The sequence below is a fragment of the Actinomycetospora lutea genome (genome assembly GCF_028737205.1).
Taxonomy (GTDB): domain Bacteria; phylum Actinomycetota; class Actinomycetes; order Mycobacteriales; family Pseudonocardiaceae; genus Actinomycetospora; species Actinomycetospora lutea.
This window is the reverse complement of the sequence record NZ_JAQZAL010000004.1, coordinates 189,911-206,127: the sequence shown is the minus strand read 5'-3', so window position 1 is coordinate 206,127 and position 16,217 is coordinate 189,911. Positions and strand designations below refer to the sequence as shown.

Below are 16,217 nucleotides of genomic sequence, written 5' to 3'. Positions count from 1 at the left end.
CTGCGGTCTCGCGGACGGGCGGGCCCTCCCGGCGTGGAGCCGGGGCCCCGGCCCCTACTTGCCGAGCTTGCGACGCTGCACGCGGGTCTTGCGCAGCAGCTTACGGTGCTTCTTCTTCGACATCCGCTTGCGACGCTTCTTGATGACCGAGCCCATAGGAAACCTCTCGTGAACCGCTCGTGATGTCAGCAGGCGACCGACCGGTCGCAGACACACCACCGTACCGGCCGCCCCTGTGACGACCGGTGGTGGAGGGGTGCGGCGATCGTCTCGCCGCGGCCCCGACGCCGGCCGTCAGCCGGCGTCGAAGTACGAGCCGCGCAGGTACTCGTGGACCGCGTCCTCGGGCACCCGGAAACTGCGGCCCACCCGGACCGCAGGCAGCTCGCCGTTGTGCACCAGCCGGTACACGGTCATCTTCGACACGCGCATGGCGGCGGCGACCTCGGCGACGGTCAGGAACTGCACCCTCGCCAAGTTGTCCCCTTCCGCCCGTCGCGGGCCGGAACCCGTCGTGTTGTTGGGCATGGGTCTCACGCCTTCCGTGCACAGGCCGTGCCGCCGGGCTTCCCCTCCCGGCGGTTCGACACGCCGTGCTGTGCGGGTGAGGGTAGCGGGACGGGTGTGACGTCTGGTTCGAGTACACCCGCTCGTGCGGCAGCCGCGCAGGCAGACGCGTCAAGCGTCCACGCCGCGACCGCCCGACACGATCTCGTCACGACGAACGGGACCCCTGGTCCGCCCGGCGCGATCGGCCGCGACATCACCCGTGGGCGCGCCCGAGCTCCACGGAACGGTCGCGCGCGGCGGTGACGGCGCGGGCGAGGGCGGCACGCAGCCCGTCGGCCTCGAGCGAGCCCAGCGCGGCCGCCGTGGTGCCGCCCGGCGAGGTCACGGCCTCGCGCAGGAGCCCCGGGTGCGGCGCCGCCCCCTCGCGCCCGTCGCTGCCCGGGGTGGTCAGCAGACCGCCCGCGCCCTCGACGGTGGCCGTGACGAGCTCCGTCGCGACCGGGCGCGGCAGGCCGAGCGCCACGCCGGCGTCGATCATGGCCTCGGCGAGCAGGAACACGTAGGCGGGCCCGGAGCCCGACAGCGCGGTCGCGAGGTCCTGCTGCGTCTCCGGCACGCGCACGGTGCGCCCCACCGCGGAGAGCAGCTCCTCGGTGGCCGCGAGCTCCGTCTCCCCCGCCGCGGTGCTGGGCGAGAGCACGCACATCGCGCGGCCGACGAGCATCGGGGTGTTGGGCATGACGCGGACGACGGGGGTGCCCTCGGGCAGGCGGGCCTCGATCGCCGCCGTCGGGATGCCCGCGGCCAGGGAGACGACGGTCGCTCGGTCGCCGCGCCCGGCGAGCACGTCGCGGACCTGGTCGAGCGCGGCGGGCACGTCCCCGGGCTTGACCGCCACGACGAGCACGTCGGCGCGGCGCGCGGCCTCCGGCGCGTCGACCGCGGCGATCCCGTAGCGGTCGGTGAGCTCGGCGGCCCGGGCGGCCACGGCCTCGACGACGAGCAGCGACCCGGGCGCGCGGCCGGCGGACACCAGCCCGCCGAGCAGCGCCTCGCCGATCTTCCCGCCGCCGAGGACGGCCACCGTGGAGGTGCTCATGGGGGCGATCCTGCCGCAGCGCTCAGACCCGCGAGCGGGGCAGGTCGGTGCCGAGGTGCAGGCGCGCGAACAGCAGCGACTCGGCGAGCATGTCGAGCCGCTCGTTGCGCGAGCGCGCCCGCCGGGTGCTGATCTCGACGACCACCGTGCCGTCGAACCCCGACGCCCCGAGGCGCCGGCACACCTCGGCGCAGGGCTGCGTGCCCCGCCCGGGGACGAGGTGCTCGTCGCGATCCAGGCCGGTGCCGTCGGCGAGGTGGAGGTGCACCAGCTTCTCGCCCATGCGGTCGAGCAGCGCGAGCGCATCGTCGGCGGCGGTCGCGGTGTGCGAGAGGTCGAGCGTGTACCACCGCGAGCCGGGCCTCGTGGGGTCGTGGCCGGGCGTGTAGCTCGACCAGCGCAGGCGCCCGCGGCGCAGCGGGAACATGTTCTCCATCGCGATGCGCACGCCGTGGGCCCGCTCGAGCTCGTCGACCTGGCGCGCGAGCCCGAGCGCGTAGCGGCGCTGCCAGCGGAACGGCGGGTGCAGCACGACCGTGGGCGCACCCAGGCTCGCGGCGAGCACGGCGCTGCGGCGCAGGCGCTCGGCGGGGTCCGGCGTCCACACCCGCTGCGTGATCGCCAGGCACGGGGCGTGCACCGCGAGCACGGGCATCCCGGTGCGCTCCGAGGCCCGCGCGACCGACGCGAAGCGCTGGCTGTCCGGGTCGGTCCACACCATGAGCTCGACGCCGTCGTAGCCCAGCTCGGCGGCGATCTCGAACGCCGAGTCCATGTCCTCCGGGAACACGGACGCGGTGGACAGCGCGACCGGCGGGCCCCCACGGGGCGAGGAGCGGGGAACCACGGATCAGCGGCTCAGCAGCACGATCGCGGCCGGGGACACCGTGACGACCAGCCCGACGACGACCGCGAGCACCGTGGTCTGCAGGTCGTCGGACTTGCGCAGCGCGCGCACACCGAACACGAGGCCGGTGGTGGCCGCGGCGGCGAGCACCAGCGCGACCACCGGTTGCTCCTGCCACAGGTAGGAGAAGACCGTCCACAGCACGGCGCCGAGCAGGGCCCCGAGCACCAGCTGGACGATCATCACCGCCCAGTCGCGCGCCGAGCTGCGGGGCGCGTCGCGCTCGTCGTCCTCGAGGTCGTCGTACTCCTCGTCCTCGAGGTCGTCGGAGAACCGCGTCCGCCCGGGCGCGCGCCCGAGCCCGGCCGGGGCGTCGTCCCGCTCGTCGTCGAAACGCTCGTCGTCGAAGCGCTCGTCGTCGAACCGGTCGTCATCGCGCTCGTCGAGGTCGTCGTGGATGTCGTCGTCGAGGTCGGGGCGCGCCATGGCGGACGCCGCGGTCGGCGGGCCGCCCCGGTCGTCGTGCTCGCCGGGCACGGTCGCGGGCGACACGGCGGTCGACGGGCCGCCGTCGCGGGCGGCGGGCACGCCCGGACCCGCGGAACCGGGGACCACCCGCGGGGCCTGCGGCGTCAGGGGCACCTGGGGCGACGGCGGCCGCGGCGGTGCGCCGAAGGCCTGGGTGCCGGTCGCCGGCGGGCCGGCCGGGGGCGCCTGCGGTGCGGGCGGGCGCCCGGGCGGCGGCATCGGCGGCCCGGACGGGGCGGGCGGGGCCGGCGGCGCGGCGGGCGACTGCGCCCACGGGTCGCGCGGCGCGTAGTCGGTGGCCCCGCCGTTGCGCGGCGCGGGACCGCCGTACCCCTGGCCACCGAAGCCCGGTGACCCGTACCCCTGGCCGCCGCCGTACCCCTGCCCGTCGTACTGCGGGTTGCCGTAGCCCTGGCCGTCGTAGCCGGCGCCGTAGGGCTCGTAGCCCGTGCCGTACGGGTCCTGGCCGCCCCCGGGGTCGGACCCGTAGCCCGCCCCGTGGCCCGCCCCGTACGCGGAGCCGCTGTCGTACCCGCCGGTGTCGTAGGCCCTGGTGTCGTAGCCCCTGGTGTCATAGCCCCCGGTGTCGTAGCCGCGGGGCTCGTAGGAGGTGTCGTAGGACGTGTCGTAGGACGTGTCGTGGCCACCGGTCGCGGGCGGGGCCGGGTCGGGCGCGCGGTAGGCGTACCCGCCCCCCGGCTCCTGGCCGGCGATCCCGGCGGCCGCGGCGTCGTCGGGCTCGGTGCGGCGACGGCGGGGCTGCTGGGACTCCGCGCTGTAGGCCGCCAGCAGCTCGGCCACGCTGCGCTGGGTGCCTGGTCGGGGCCCGTCGTCCCTGTTCACGACACCTACCGTGCCTCGTGCAGTGTCGGTCGTCCAGTCGCCAGGGGGCCGCCGACCGACAGCATCCCACCGCCCGGCTGCAGCTGGTCGAGACGACCGAGGATGATCCCCTCGCGCAGCGCCCAGGGGCAGACCTCGACCTCCTCCAGGCCCAGGGCGTTCATGGCCTCGGCGGCGACGACCGCGCCGGCGACGAGCTGGTGGCTGCGGCTGGCGGACACGCCCTCGAGCTCCGCGAGGTCCGTCGAGCTCATCCGTGAGATGAACGCCACGACCTGGCGCAGCCCGGCGGCCGTCAGCAGGCGACGCACCCGCGGGCCGGCGCTGCGGGGCGCGGCGCCGGTCAGGCGGGCCAGGGACCGGAACGTCTTGGAGGTGACCACCGCGCGGTCGGGCGGGCCCTCGCCGAGCAGCGTGTTCGCGGCCGGGGCCAGCACCTCGTGGGCGTACTCGGTGAGCGTCTTGAGCTCGCTGCGCTGCGGCGGGTCGGTGGTGAACCAGTCGCGGGTGAGCCGCCCGGCGCCCAGCGGCACCGAGATGGCGTGCACCGGTGCCTCGTCGCGCCCGACCGCCATCTCCAGCGAGCCGCCGCCGATGTCGAGCACCAGCAGGTGGCCCGCCGACCAGCCCAGCCAGCGGCGCACGGCGAGGAAGGTCAGCGCCGCCTCGTCCGGGCCCGACAGCACCTGCAGGTCGACCCCGGCCTCCTCGCGCACCCGCTCGAGCACGGCGGGCGAGTTGGACGCGTCGCGCACCGCGGAGGTCGCGAAGGCCAGCAGATCCTCGCAGCCCAGCTCGATGGCCTGGCGTCGCGCGTCGGCCGTCGCGGCCACCAGCGCGTCCGCCCCCGCGTCCCCGAGCCGGCCGTCGCTGAGGTGCTCGGCGAGGCGCAGCGCTGTCTTGGTGGAGTGGGTCGGCGTCGGGTGGCCGCCGCTGTGGGCGTCGACCACCAGCAGATGGACGGTGTTCGACCCCACGTCCAGCACCCCGAGTCGCACGGCCCCCACCCTAACGGTGGGGCTCAGGCGTCCAGCTTGTAGCCCAGCCCCCGCACCGTGACCAGGTGCCGCGGCGCCGACGGCTCGGGCTCGAGCTTGGCCCGCAGGCGCTTGACGTGGACGTCGAGGGTCTTGGTGTCGCCGACGTAGTCGGCGCCCCAGACCCGGTCGATGAGCTGGGCGCGGGTGAGCACCCGCCCGACGTTGCGCAGCAGGTACTCGAGGAGGTCGAACTCCTTGAGCGGCAGCGGGACCTCGACGCCGCGGCCGTCGGACTCGAGCGTCACCACGTGGCGGTCGACGTCCATGCGGATCGGGCCGGCCTCGAGCAGCTGGCGCTCGCCGCCCGCGCCCGGCGCCGCCCCCTCGCCCTCGCCGTCCTGGCCGCGGCGCAGCACGGCGCGCACCCGGGCGATGAGCTCGCGGGCCGAGTACGGCTTGGTGACGTAGTCGTCGGCGCCGAGCTCGAGGCCGACCACCTTGTCGATCTCCGCGTCGCGGGCCGTCACCATGATCACCGGTACGGTGGAGCGCTGGCGCAGCGCCTTGCACACGTCCGTGCCGCTCATGCCGGGCAGCATGAGGTCGAGCAGGACGATGTCCGCGCCGTGGCGCTCGAAGTCGTCGAGGGCCGCCGCGCCGGTGCCCGCGACCGAGGTCTCGAAGCCCTCCTTGCGCAGCAGGTAGGCCAGCGGGTCGGCGAAGGACTCCTCGTCCTCGACGATGAGCACGCGGGTCATGGGGAACCTCCGGGGGCGGACGGGGCCGGGTCCGGTCCGGACCCCGCCGTGGTGAGGGCCAGGTCGGCCGCGAGGTCGGTGTCGCCCTCGAGGTCGCCGTCGAGGTCGTCGTCGGCGTCGTCGGGGGGCGCCGCCGGGACCCGCAGCGTGAACGTCGACCCGACGCCGGGCTGGCTCCACAGCCGCACCTCGCCGCCGTGGTTGGCGGCGACGTGCTTGACGATGGCGAGACCGAGGCCGGTGCCGCCCGTGGCGCGGGAGCGGGCCGGATCGACGCGGAAGAAGCGCTCGAACACGCGCTGCTGGTGCTCCGGGGCGATGCCGATGCCCCGGTCGGTCACCGAGATCTCGATCCGGTCGCCCTGCCGGCGGCGGCGGACCGACACCGACCCGCCCTCGGGCGAGTACGCCACGGCGTTCTCGAGCAGGTTGGACAGCGCGGTGACGAGCAGCGTGCGGTCCCCGGCGACCTCGAGGCCGCTCGGCGCGTCGAGCAGGAAGCGCTCCCGCGGGTCCGGGGACTCCTCAGTGCCCGCGGCGCTGGCCGCCTCGGCCGGCACGCGCACGCGCTTGAGCGCCTCGGCGAGCACCTCGTCGACGTCGACCCGCACGAGCTCGGGCAGCTTCTCCGCGCCCTGCAGGCGGGACAGCGCGATGAGCTCGGTGACCAGGGCGCCCAGGCGGTGGGACTCGTTGAGGATGCGGGTGGCGAAGTGGGCGACCTCGTCGGGGTCGTCGGCGTCGAGCACGGCCTCGGCGAGCACGGCGAGCGCGCCGACCGGCGTCTTGAGCTCGTGGCCGACGTTGGCGACGAAGTCGCGCCGCACGGCCTCGAGCCGCACCGCCGCGGAGGTGTCGGTGGCGTCGACCACCGCGAAGCCGTCCCCGAGCGGGCGGACGTGGGCGACGATCGTCTGCGGTGTCGAGCCCGGCGGGTGGGTCGCGGGCGAGAGGTCCACCTCGGCGGGCTCCGCGCCGGCGGCGACGCGCTCCGCCGCTGCCGCGACCCGGGGGTCGGGCCGGCCGTCGACCACGGCGCCGAGGCCCTCCGCCCGCTCGTTCGCGAGCACGACGTCGCCGAAGCGGTTGATGACGGCGATGCCCGACTGGGAGCGGCGCACCAGCCGGGCGAGCAGCTCGGCCACCGTCGGGCCGCGGGTGCCCCGGGCCCGATCGCGCGCCGGCTCGTCCCGCTTCCAGCGCACGAGGGCGGCCCCGGCGACGGCGCCGATCGCCGCGGCCGCGAGCGTCGCGACGACGGCCACCAGCACGGGGACGGTCACATCTTCCGATGGTAGGGCCGTCGTGGCCCCGACCGTGCGCTGCTCGTGAGCTGTCCAACGCCACCGGGGGACAGGGTTGGCCTGCTGTTCGGCCCCCGTTCACCGATCAGCGTCAGCGACCCTGGTTCGCGACCGCCGCGATGGCGTCCTTCGCGGCCTCGGGATCGAGGTAGGTGCCGCCCGGGTTGGTCGGGCGCAGGTCGCCGTCGGCGCCGGCCTCGAGGTCGTAGCGCAGCGGGATACCGGTCGGGATGTTGAGCCCGGCGATCGTCGCGTCGTCGACGCCGTCGAGGTGCTTGACCACCGCGCGCAGCGAGTTGCCGTGCGCGGCGACCAGCACGGTGTGCCCGGCGCGCAGGTCCGGCACGACCGCCGACCGCCAGTAGGGCAGCAGGCGCTCGAGCACGTCGGCGAGGCACTCGGTGCGCGGCATCGCGTCGCCGAGGTCGGCGTAGCGGGGGTCGCCGGTCTGGGCGTACGGGTCGTCGGGGTCGATCGGTGGCGGCGGGGTGTCGTAGGAGCGACGCCAGATCTGGAACTGCTCCTCGCCGTACTCCTCCATCGTCTGCTTCTTGTCCTTGCCCTGGAGGGCTCCGTAGTGCCGCTCGTTCAGGCGCCAGTCGCGCCGGACCGGGATCCAGTGGCGGTCGCAGGCGTCGAGGGCGATGTTCGCCGTGCTGATGGCGCGGCGCAGCAGCGAGGTGTGCAGCAGGTCGGGCAGGAGTCCGGCGTCGGCGAGCAGCTCGCCGCCGCGGCGGGCCTCCTGCTCGCCCGTGGCCGAGAGCGCGACGTCCACCCAGCCGGTGAACAGGTTCTTCTCGTTCCAGTCGCTCTGGCCGTGGCGCAGGAGCACGAGCGTGCCGACGGTTCCCTCCGAGGTCATGGCGAGAGACCATGCCAGCGGCTCGGCGACGGCACCACGCCACCGGGGGCCCCGCGCGTGAGATCACGCCGCGCCGGGTACGGCTGGCGTCGTCGGAGCTGCGTGCTCGCGACCCACCACCTCCCGGGTGGCCCGCACACCTCGCGGGACCTCCGGGATCGACGACGATCTCCAGGGAGACGACGTGAACGACGACGACATCACCCACGGCCCGGCCGACGGCGGAGCCGCCGGTGGCGGTGCGGACGGCGGCGCCGACGGCGGTGCCGACGGGGGCGCGGACGGCGGCGCGGGTCACGGCCCGGCCGACGGCGGAGCCGCCGGCGGCGGTGCGGACGGCGGCGCCGACGGGGGCGCGGACGGCGGTGCGGACGGCGGCGCCGACGGCGGTGCGGACGGCGGTGCCGACGGGGCTGCCGGGCACGGTCCGGCCGACGGTGGCGCCCGCGGCGGCGGCTCCGACGGTGGCGCCGACGGCGGGGCCTGAGGCGATCGTGACGACCGAGTCGTCCCCCGGCGCCGGGCGGTCCCGGGACCGCCCGGCGCTGCGGCGTCTCGTCGCCGGGGACCTCGACGAGTTCGCCGCGGCCGCCTGGGGGCGGGAGGCCCGCCTCTCGCGCGCCGCGGACCTGGCGAAGCACACCGACCCCGAGCACGCCGACCACCCGCCGGCGTTCGGCGACCTGTTCGACCTCGGCGCCGTCGACGAGCTGCTCTCCCGGCGCGGGCTGCGCACCCCGTTCCTGCGGATCGCCAAGCAGGGCACCGTCGTCGACTCCCGGCACTTCACCGGTGAGGGCGGGGTCGGCGCCGAGGTGGCCGACCAGGTGCAGGACGACCGCGTCGCCGCGCTGTTCGCCGAGGGCCACACCGTCGTGCTGCAGGGCGTGCACCGCACCTGGGCGCCGGTCGCCGATCTCGTCACCGCCCTCGCGGCCGAGCTGGGGCACCCCGCGCAGACCAACGCCTACGTCACGCCGGCGTCCTCGCAGGGCTTCTCCGCCCACTACGACGTCCACGACGTCTTCGTTCTGCAGGTCGCGGGCACCAAGCGCTGGCACGTCCACGCGCCCGTCCACGCCGACCCGCTGCGCTCCCAGCCCTGGAACGACCACGCCGAGGCCGTGGCCGCGCGGGCCGCCGAGGAGCCGCTGATCGACGAGGTCCTCGAGCCCGGCGACGCCCTCTACCTCCCGCGCGGCTACCTGCACTCCGCCACGGCGCAGGGCGAGGTCAGCGCGCACCTCACGATCGGCGTGCACGTCCTCACCCGCTGGGCGGTCGTGGACGCGCTGGTCAACGCGCTCACCGCCGACCCCGAGCTGCGCGGCTCGCTGCCGCTGGGCATCGACGCCTCCGACCCCGCAGCGCTCGCCCCGCACGTGGAGGCGGTCGCCGCCCGGGTCGCCGAGGCCCTCGCCGCGCCCGACCCCGGGCGCGCCGACCGGGTCGCCCGGCGCCTGCGGCGCCGCGCCTGGACGGGCAACCGGCCCGAGGCGATCGCCCCGCTGGTGCAGGCCGCCGCGGCGACCTCCGCCGACGCGACGACCGTCGTCCGGCTCCGGCGCGGCCTGCACCACCGGCTGCGTCCGAGCACCGGCGCCGGCACGACCGACGAGGCCGTCGTCCTCGAGCTCGCCGACCGCACCCTCACCCTCCCGGCCGGCACGCGGGACGCCTGCGCGCGGCTGCTCGACGGGCGGCCGGCGACCGCCGGGGACCTGCCCGGGCTCGCCCCGGAGGACGGCGCGGTCGTCGTCCGGCGGCTGCTCAAGGAGGGCGTGCTCGTCCCGGAGTGAGGTCACCCTCACCTCGCCCCCGCCGCGGGTGTCCACCGGCGCCCGGGCGGGGTATGACTTGGGGATGACCTCCAGCGAGTCGGACGGGGCGGCCAGCTTCCGCTGCTCGGACGCCGCCCGGGACCGCGACGACCCGTTCGTCGCGACCGCGCCGCCCGCCCGCTGCTGGCTGCTCGTCGAGCACCCCGGGCCGTGGGGGCACCAGGCGCTCGGCGGCGCGGGCTACGCGCCCGAGGTCGTCGACGCCGTCGACGCCTTCTGCCGTGCCCGCGGCGCGCGCTTCCAGCTGATCCGCCGCCCGCGGATGCGCGGGGAGCCCCTCGCCGACCGCGGGCGCTTCGCCGTCGTCGACACGACGCCGGGGGCCGAGTCGGTGCGCTGGGGCCGGGTCGCTTCCCCCGACGACCTGCCGGCCGCGCTGGCCGACGTCGAGGCCGTGACGACCCCGTCGCCCGAGCCGGTCTACCTCGTGTGCGCGCACGGCCGCCACGACGCGTGCTGCGCGATGCGCGGGCGCCCCGTGGCCGCGGAGCTCGCGATCGCGTACCCGGAGCGCACCTGGGAGACCACGCACACCGGCGGCGACCGCTTCGCGGCCAACGTGGTGCTGCTCCCCCACGGGCTGGTGCTCGGGCGCGTGCCGGCCACGGAGGCGGTCGCGGTGGCCGAGCGCTACGCCGCGGGCGAGGTGGACACGGTGTGGGTGCGCGGCCGCTCGTTCCTCACCGCGCCCGCGCAGGCCGCCCAGCACCACGCACGGCTGATCCTCCAGGAACCGCGCGTGGACGCGCTGCACGTGCTCGGGGTCGTGGCGGGCGAGGACGGCGCGACGGCGGTCCGTCTCGACGGCGGGCCGGAGCGCGGCCCGGTGCGGGTCGTGGTGCGCGAGCGCTGGGAGGCCTCACCGACGCCCCTGACCTGCTCGGCCGCGCGGGCGGCCTCGATGCGCGTGTTCGACCTCGTCGATCTCGAGCCCGAGCTCGGGGCCCCGGCGGGTGTCCCGGTCACCGGCGTCGCCGGGTGACGGTCAGGCGAACGCAGGAAAACGCCGACGAGGTACTGGTTGAGCCCGTCCGAACGCGGGAACGTGGCGGCTGCACGGCAGATACCCCTGGAACGGAGCGGGACCCATGATCCTCACCATCCTCGGCTGGATCGTCTTCGGACTGATCGTCGGCTTCATCGCCCGGGCCCTGGTCCCCGGCAAGGACAACATCGGCGTCCTCGCGACGATCGGGCTCGGCATCCTCGGCTCGGTCGTCGGCGGCCTGGTGTTCTCGCTCTTCAGCGGCCGCATCGAGCTCTCCAACCCGCTCGGCTGGATCGGCTCGATCATCTTCGCGATCATCCTGCTGGTGGTCTACAACAAGGTGACCGGCCGCAAGCGGGTCGGCCGATAAATTGTGCACGATGTAGTCGTGCGCTAGGTTCGTCGCGATGAGCACCGACGAGGGCGCGGAGGACGACCTGCTGCTGTCCGAGCAGGCGTGCTTCGCGCTCTACTCGGCGTCCCGCGCGGTCACCGACGTCTACCGGCCCCTGCTCGCCGAGCTGGGCCTGACCTACCCGCAGTACCTCGTCCTCCTGATCCTGTGGGAGTCCGAGCCGCGGACGGTGCGGGACGTCGGTGCCGCGCTGGCGCTCGACTACGGCACCGTCTCGCCGCTGCTCAAGCGGCTGGAGGGCACCGGCTTCGTCGAGCGGCGCCGGGAGGCCCGCGACGAGCGCACCGTCACGGTGCACCTGACCGACGCCGGTCGCGCGCTGCGGGGCCGGGTCGCCCACGTGCCCGCCACGATCGGCTGCGCGCTCGGCCTCGACGACCGCGCGCGCCGCGAGCTCATCGTGCTCCTCCGGAGGATCACCGCGTCGACGATCGCCTTCCGCGACGTCGACGGGGAGTCGACCGCCAGCTGAACCCACCGAACGCCACCAGGAGGCGACGATGCCGAGCCGCGACGCGACCACCCACTGGGAGGGCGGTCTGCAGGACGGGAAGGGTCACGTGACCCTGGACTCCTCGAACGCGGGCCAGTTCAACGTCTCGTTCCCGACCCGCGCCGAGGACCCGAACGGCCAGACCAGCCCCGAGGAGCTCATCGCCGCGGCGCACTCCTCGTGCCTCGCCATGAACCTCTCCGGCGTGCTCGGCGGCGAGGGCCTCACCGCGAACTCGATCGACGTCAGCGCCGAGGTGACGCTCTCGCCGGCCACGGGCGGTGGCTTCGAGATCAGCGGGATCGCGGTGACGCTGCGCGCCGACGTCGACGGCGTCGACGAGGCGCGGTTCCAGGAGCTGGCGTCGACCGCCGAGAAGACCTGCCCCGTCTCGAAGGCGCTCGCGGGGACGACGATCACGCTCGACGCCGCGCTCGGGCGCTGAGGGTCACCCGTCCCCGTCCGGCACGGGCAGGGGCCGGGTGTCGCCGGTGCGCCCCTCGCCGTCGGGGTCGTGCTCGGGCTCCGCTCGCCACAGGGCCAGGCCGGCCACGACCACGGCGGCGAACACCAGACCGACGCCCAGGTAGACCAGGGCGGACGTGACGCCGGGGCCGCCGGCGACGAGGTGGGTCAGACCGGCCTGCCCGGTCCACGCGAGCAGGAACCGGCGGACCCCCACGACCCCCTCGCGGACGGCGAGCAGCAGCACCACCTGCACGGCCGTCAGCACGACGACGGACGCCGCCGCGATCCCGCCCGGGCTCACCAGGAGCATCGTGGCGACGATGCCGGCGGCGGCGAGCGCGGCCGCCGCCACGGTGGCGACGGTCGCGGCGGGCGTCCGGTGCGGCTCCACGTCCCCACGGTACGAGCGCGGCGATGCCCCGTCGGCCACGCGGGGGGAGGGCGGCCGACGGGGCCCGGGCATCGACCGCCACCGGCCGCGCCGGCTGCGAGACACGCTCGCCGCCGGTGGTGACGGTCCTCCCTCGGAAGGTTCTCGTCAAGTGAGCACCACGTGCGTTAATCGTCCAGGAGATCCTGCCGCCGCCCGTCGACCCGGAGACAGCGACCGAACGAGTCGCCCGCGGAGCGCGCGGCGCGCGCGACCGCCGCGAGCCGCTCGAGATCCTGGTCCCCGAGCCACGCCGAGAAGGTGTCCGTCTCGGGCGGGTCGTCGGCGAGACTGTCCATGAGATCGCGTTCGCGCCGCACCCCCTCACCGCCATTCTCGTCCGCTCAGCCCCGCAGCGTCTCCTCCGGGGCCTCCCCGCCGGTGCTCATCGTGTAGGCGGCCGCGAACGTCCGGGCACTGACGAAGCCCCAGCGGGCGGCGATCTCCGCGACCGTGTCCCCCGCCGCCGGGTCGCCGGCCCGCAGGTCCCGCTCGGCGCCCCGCAGCCGCGCCCGCCACAGCTCCCGGGCCAGCGTGGTGTTGCGCCGTCGCCGCAGCGCCGCGTCCACGTCCCGGGTCGGCGCGCCCACGAGCTCCGCCACCTCGGCCGGACCGACGGGCTCGCCGGCCCGGGCGTGCAGGAGGTCCACGGCCCGGTCGGTGGCCGCCCCGCCGACGCCACCGGGTCCCGCCGCGAGCGGGTCGCGCAGGGCGTCGAGCGCGGTGTTCGGGAACGTCGCCAGCACGGCGGTGGCGAGCAGCCGGTGGACGCTGTCCCGCACCAGGACCTCGGCGGCCAGGTCGTCGTGGGCGAGGACACTGTCGCGCACGTGCGCGACGGTGCGGATCCACAGCGAGCCGATGTGGCGGCTGACCGGCACGAGCCCGGTGAACCGCACGGCGCCCGCCTGGATCCCGGTCCGCGCCGCGGCGTGGGCGGCGACCTCGCGGCGACCCAGCACGGTGACCGCGACATCGGCCCGATCCACCGTGGCACGGAACGTCCCGGTCGGCGGGACGAGCAGGACCTCGCCCGGACGGGCGGCCACGTCGTCGAAGTCGGGACTCCCGTGCACGTGGACCGCCCCGCGATCGACGGCGTCGGTGACGAGCAGGCCGTCCACGGGCTCGGCGTCGAGGTCCAGGCGCAGGGTGTGCCGCACGCGGTTGACCGCCACGGAGTGCGGGCCGGTCACGGCCCGGGTCTCGTGCGCGAACGCGAAGCCCTCGACCCCCGACGGGAGCGTCAGACGCTGGGCGACGTAGACCCGGCGGATGAGGTCCTCGGCCTGTGCCGGGTCATCGGTGGTGACGTCGGCGCGCACGACCGTCACGTGACGCCTCCCGACACCGCTGTGCCCGTCGCTGAACAAGACGTGCGCACAGTGTCCTCCATTCGGACGTCGGACACCAGCGGGCCGACGCGCCCGAGGAGTCAAGCCCGCGCAGCGGAACGACCCTGGCCTCGTCCGGATCTCGGGCGGCCGCGCGCGGCCGACTCCTCACGCGAGGTCGTCAACGGTCCCGACGTCGCGCGCGCCGATCTCGCGCTCCGAGGCCCGTCTCTCGCGTTCGATCTCGTCCTGCTCGCGGTCGGCACGCCGGCGCTCGGCGCGCAGCGCCTCGCGCGACCGTTCGATGTGCTCCCGGGCCCGGGATACCGTGTCCTCGGCGCGGGCCAGCGCCTCGTCGGAGCGCCCGAACCGCCCGACGGTCGCCAGTCCGCTGGCTCGCGCCAGATCGTCCAGGGCGGCCTCACGTGCGTCGGCCCGTCGCTCGCGCGCGTCGGCGTGCCGCTCCCGACGGTCGGCCTCGGCCTCCCTCCGGTCGGCGGCGTCATCCCGCTCGTCGGCCGCCCGGTCCCGGGCGTCTGCGGCGTCCTCCCGTTCGCCGACGGCCCGGTCGCGGTCCTGCGCCGACGACTCGGGTACTGCCGGGACCTCCAGTGGCTCGTCCATGTCTCCACCAACCTCGGGGAGCGAACCCGCCGCTCCCGGGTGTGGGTCGGGGTCGACCGTCGTCCGACCCGGCGGGCACGAGCACCGGGGCGCCCTGGTTCGACGTCCCGGCCGGTGCGGCGGTCCCGCCCCCGGATGACGCAGCGTCCCGGCACCTGCCCTGAACATACTCCGGACGACCTCCGTCCTGCCGTTCGCGCACCGGTGGGAGTCACCCGCCCCGGGGAGGTCGGTCCCGGGCACGCAACAGGCGAGTGCGACGCCGGCAGCGGCGACGGGTCTCGCCCGGAGGCCTCGGCGGCCGCGAGCCGTCGGCGTCGGCTCGATCGCGGACTGGTATCCGCATGGCATCCCTCCGGTCGACGACGAAGTCTGACGCTGGGTGACGACTTCGGTCGCGTCGCCGCTCCTCGGGCTGGTCCTCCGCCGAGCGCAGGCGGGACGAGCTCGTCGTCACCCGGCCCTGACCCTCGGGGGCACCGTCGTCGGCCGACCTTCGTGGGCACGAGGACTCCCTCGCGTCCTCGTCGGGAGCAGTCAGCTGTGGCTGCCGTCCCTCCGAGACCGTGCGCGAGACGCGCGCAGTCTTCGTCGCTCGGCGTCTCGCGCCGCGGCCCTGGCGTGGTTCCCATGGGCGACCGCGATCGAGTGTGCGTGTTGCGCTCTGGCCGCCGCCTCGCGAGCCTCGTCGATCAGTGCCTGCGCGTCGGTGGCGATGGAGATCGCCTCCCCGGGTCGAGCTCACCCTCCGTGGCTCGGAGGGTAGACCTCGGAGGATTGCCGTCGGTCCGACACCTGCAAACGGTTCGCGCTCGGGGTCTTCCCCAGTCGACGCGGACGGTCTCGCAGCCCTCGCGCGCGTCGTCGTGGATGACGCTCCCGCCTCGACCACCACCACTCCGCGCACGGCGTTCCGCACATACTCCACGACGCCGATACCACGTCGTCGCCGTGGAGAGACCCGTCCCAGCGGGTCGAGGACCTTGGGCCGAGAGCGTTCTCCCGGGCGCGGAGATCCGTGGGACCGTCAAGCAGGACGTGCAGCAGTTCCCACAAGCCGTGGCCGTGGGTGCGTCGGGGCGTGGGCGGTGACCTGCTCGATCCCCTCGCGGTCGAGGCCCTCGGTGGCTAGCTGGTCGAGGTTGAGCAGCACCGCGTCGGCGATGACGCACAACAGGCCCGCGTACTCAGTGAGAGCACTCCTCGAGGCCGCCGGTCTCGCCCGGTGTGCCCTCGTGGTTGGTTCCCCCAAACATCGCATCTCGGGTCCGGGTCTCTCGGTGCGGGCTCCGCCCTGCCGGGCGTTCGTGCGGGCGGTCCGGCAGCCCTCGGGCGCGTCGCCATGGTGCGGCCCCGCACCGACCACGACCGCTCTCCGGGGGCCGGTTCGCGGGGTCGATACGGCCGATGACCGGTCAGTCGTCGGCAGTACCGCAGCGTTCGGGTTCGAGATGCGCCGCTTCGGGGACGTCTCCGTCGCCGTGACCGCTGGCACGACGGGCCATCAACGCACTTCGGTCCACGGATTCGGCAACAGCGGGCAAGCCGCGACCGGAGGTGCCGGCTTCGACGCCGACACCGACCGAGCGCAGGAGGCCGGCGACCGCGTCGAGGGTGTCGGCGAGATCGGCGGCCAACACGTGGTGGTCGGTGACGGACAGCTCGGTGTCGCCGCCACCGCGGCGCACGCTCAGCGCCTGGGTGGCTTCGCGCAGTGCGGTGTGGGCGCTGGTTGTCTGCGAGGTACTCATGAGCTCTCCCCCTGGCGATGGTGGATGCGTCCTGCGTCGTAACCCGCCGTGGTGGAGGCCTTCTCCATTGTGCCCTCGCCCCGGCCCGGGTCGGGCGCGCGCCGCGGGTCGAGGACAGGAGCGGGAGCGTGTCGGCCCGAAG

The 16,217-nt window shown here is 75.5% G+C and carries 20 protein-coding genes; 6 read left to right on the top strand and 14 right to left on the bottom strand.

What is annotated here, in order from left to right:
• Window positions 1-54: 54 nt before the first annotated feature.
• From PHK61_RS06895 to PHK61_RS06855, 9 genes are all read right to left on the bottom strand, one after another.
• Window positions 55-156, bottom strand: coding sequence for a 30S ribosomal protein bS22 (locus tag PHK61_RS06895; RefSeq protein ID WP_010241351.1), 102 nt, complete (start codon window positions 154-156; stop codon window positions 55-57).
• A gap of 138 nt (window positions 157-294) precedes the next feature.
• A complete protein-coding gene (locus tag PHK61_RS06890) occupies window positions 295-528 on the bottom strand; it encodes a helix-turn-helix domain-containing protein (RefSeq protein WP_337993934.1) in 234 nt (77 codons plus the stop codon).
• A 235-nt stretch (window positions 529-763) separates the two neighbouring features.
• The gene (gene proC, locus PHK61_RS06885) at window positions 764-1,609 is read right to left on the bottom strand and encodes a pyrroline-5-carboxylate reductase (RefSeq protein ID WP_274280229.1); all 846 of its coding nucleotides are present in this window, start codon (window positions 1,607-1,609) and stop codon (window positions 764-766) included.
• Window positions 1,610-1,631: 22 nt separating this feature from the next.
• Window positions 1,632-2,384, bottom strand: coding sequence for a sugar phosphate isomerase/epimerase family protein (locus tag PHK61_RS06880; protein WP_274280228.1), 753 nt, complete (start codon window positions 2,382-2,384; stop codon window positions 1,632-1,634).
• A gap of 75 nt (window positions 2,385-2,459) precedes the next feature.
• Window positions 2,460-3,827, bottom strand: coding sequence for a hypothetical protein (locus PHK61_RS06875; protein WP_274280227.1), 1,368 nt, complete (start codon window positions 3,825-3,827; stop codon window positions 2,460-2,462).
• Window positions 3,828-3,832: 5 nt separating this feature from the next.
• Window positions 3,833-4,825 (bottom strand): Ppx/GppA family phosphatase, encoded by a 993-nt coding sequence (locus PHK61_RS06870; protein WP_274280226.1) that lies wholly within the window; start codon window positions 4,823-4,825, stop codon window positions 3,833-3,835.
• Between the two features lie 23 nt (window positions 4,826-4,848).
• Window positions 4,849-5,565, bottom strand: coding sequence for a response regulator transcription factor (locus PHK61_RS06865; protein ID WP_274280225.1), 717 nt, complete (start codon window positions 5,563-5,565; stop codon window positions 4,849-4,851).
• Window positions 5,562-6,848: a sensor histidine kinase gene (locus tag PHK61_RS06860; RefSeq protein ID WP_274280224.1), complete on the bottom strand. Its 1,287-nt coding sequence runs from the start codon at window positions 6,846-6,848 to the stop codon at window positions 5,562-5,564. The genes PHK61_RS06865 and PHK61_RS06860 overlap by 4 nt, the downstream gene beginning before the upstream one ends.
• Before the next feature lie 112 nt (window positions 6,849-6,960).
• The gene (locus PHK61_RS06855; protein ID WP_274280223.1) at window positions 6,961-7,731 is read right to left on the bottom strand and encodes a phosphoglyceromutase; all 771 of its coding nucleotides are present in this window, start codon (window positions 7,729-7,731) and stop codon (window positions 6,961-6,963) included.
• A gap of 184 nt (window positions 7,732-7,915) precedes the next feature.
• Here PHK61_RS06855 and PHK61_RS06850 point away from each other — a divergent pair, with 184 nt between their 5' ends.
• The 6 genes from PHK61_RS06850 to PHK61_RS06825 all read left to right on the top strand — a co-directional run bounded on the left by PHK61_RS06850 (window position 7,916) and on the right by PHK61_RS06825 (window position 11,913).
• Window positions 7,916-8,218 carry a hypothetical protein gene (locus tag PHK61_RS06850; RefSeq protein WP_274280222.1) on the top strand — a complete coding sequence of 101 codons (303 nt, stop codon included), beginning with the start codon at window positions 7,916-7,918 and terminating at the stop codon, window positions 8,216-8,218.
• Between the two features lie 7 nt (window positions 8,219-8,225).
• Window positions 8,226-9,530, top strand: a complete 1,305-nt coding sequence (locus PHK61_RS06845) for a cupin domain-containing protein (RefSeq protein WP_274280221.1) — start codon at window positions 8,226-8,228, stop codon at window positions 9,528-9,530.
• Window positions 9,531-9,594: 64 nt separating this feature from the next.
• Window positions 9,595-10,554 (top strand): sucrase ferredoxin, encoded by a 960-nt coding sequence (locus PHK61_RS06840; protein ID WP_274280220.1) that lies wholly within the window; start codon window positions 9,595-9,597, stop codon window positions 10,552-10,554.
• A gap of 106 nt (window positions 10,555-10,660) precedes the next feature.
• Complete coding sequence (locus PHK61_RS06835) at window positions 10,661-10,930, top strand: GlsB/YeaQ/YmgE family stress response membrane protein (RefSeq protein ID WP_274280219.1); 270 nt, start codon at window positions 10,661-10,663, stop codon at window positions 10,928-10,930.
• 37 nt (window positions 10,931-10,967) lie between these two features.
• Complete coding sequence (locus PHK61_RS06830) at window positions 10,968-11,447, top strand: MarR family winged helix-turn-helix transcriptional regulator (RefSeq protein ID WP_274280218.1); 480 nt, start codon at window positions 10,968-10,970, stop codon at window positions 11,445-11,447.
• A gap of 28 nt (window positions 11,448-11,475) precedes the next feature.
• Window positions 11,476-11,913, top strand: a complete 438-nt coding sequence (locus PHK61_RS06825) for an OsmC family protein (protein ID WP_274280217.1) — start codon at window positions 11,476-11,478, stop codon at window positions 11,911-11,913.
• A gap of 3 nt (window positions 11,914-11,916) precedes the next feature.
• Here PHK61_RS06825 and PHK61_RS06820 read toward each other — a convergent pair whose 3' ends face one another.
• The 5 genes from PHK61_RS06820 to PHK61_RS06800 all read right to left on the bottom strand — a co-directional run bounded on the left by PHK61_RS06820 (window position 11,917) and on the right by PHK61_RS06800 (window position 16,075).
• Window positions 11,917-12,327 carry a hypothetical protein gene (locus PHK61_RS06820; RefSeq protein ID WP_274280216.1) on the bottom strand — a complete coding sequence of 137 codons (411 nt, stop codon included), beginning with the start codon at window positions 12,325-12,327 and terminating at the stop codon, window positions 11,917-11,919.
• Between the two features lie 167 nt (window positions 12,328-12,494).
• Window positions 12,495-12,665: a hypothetical protein gene (locus PHK61_RS06815; RefSeq protein WP_274280215.1), complete on the bottom strand. Its 171-nt coding sequence runs from the start codon at window positions 12,663-12,665 to the stop codon at window positions 12,495-12,497.
• A 45-nt stretch (window positions 12,666-12,710) separates the two neighbouring features.
• A complete protein-coding gene (locus PHK61_RS06810) occupies window positions 12,711-13,700 on the bottom strand; it encodes an AraC family transcriptional regulator (protein WP_274280214.1) in 990 nt (329 codons plus the stop codon).
• A gap of 168 nt (window positions 13,701-13,868) precedes the next feature.
• A complete protein-coding gene (locus PHK61_RS06805; RefSeq protein WP_274280213.1) occupies window positions 13,869-14,324 on the bottom strand; it encodes a hypothetical protein in 456 nt (151 codons plus the stop codon).
• 1,415 nt (window positions 14,325-15,739) lie between these two features.
• Window positions 15,740-16,075, bottom strand: a complete 336-nt coding sequence (locus tag PHK61_RS06800; RefSeq protein WP_274280212.1) for a hypothetical protein — start codon at window positions 16,073-16,075, stop codon at window positions 15,740-15,742.
• Between the last annotated feature and the right edge of the window lie 142 nt (window positions 16,076-16,217).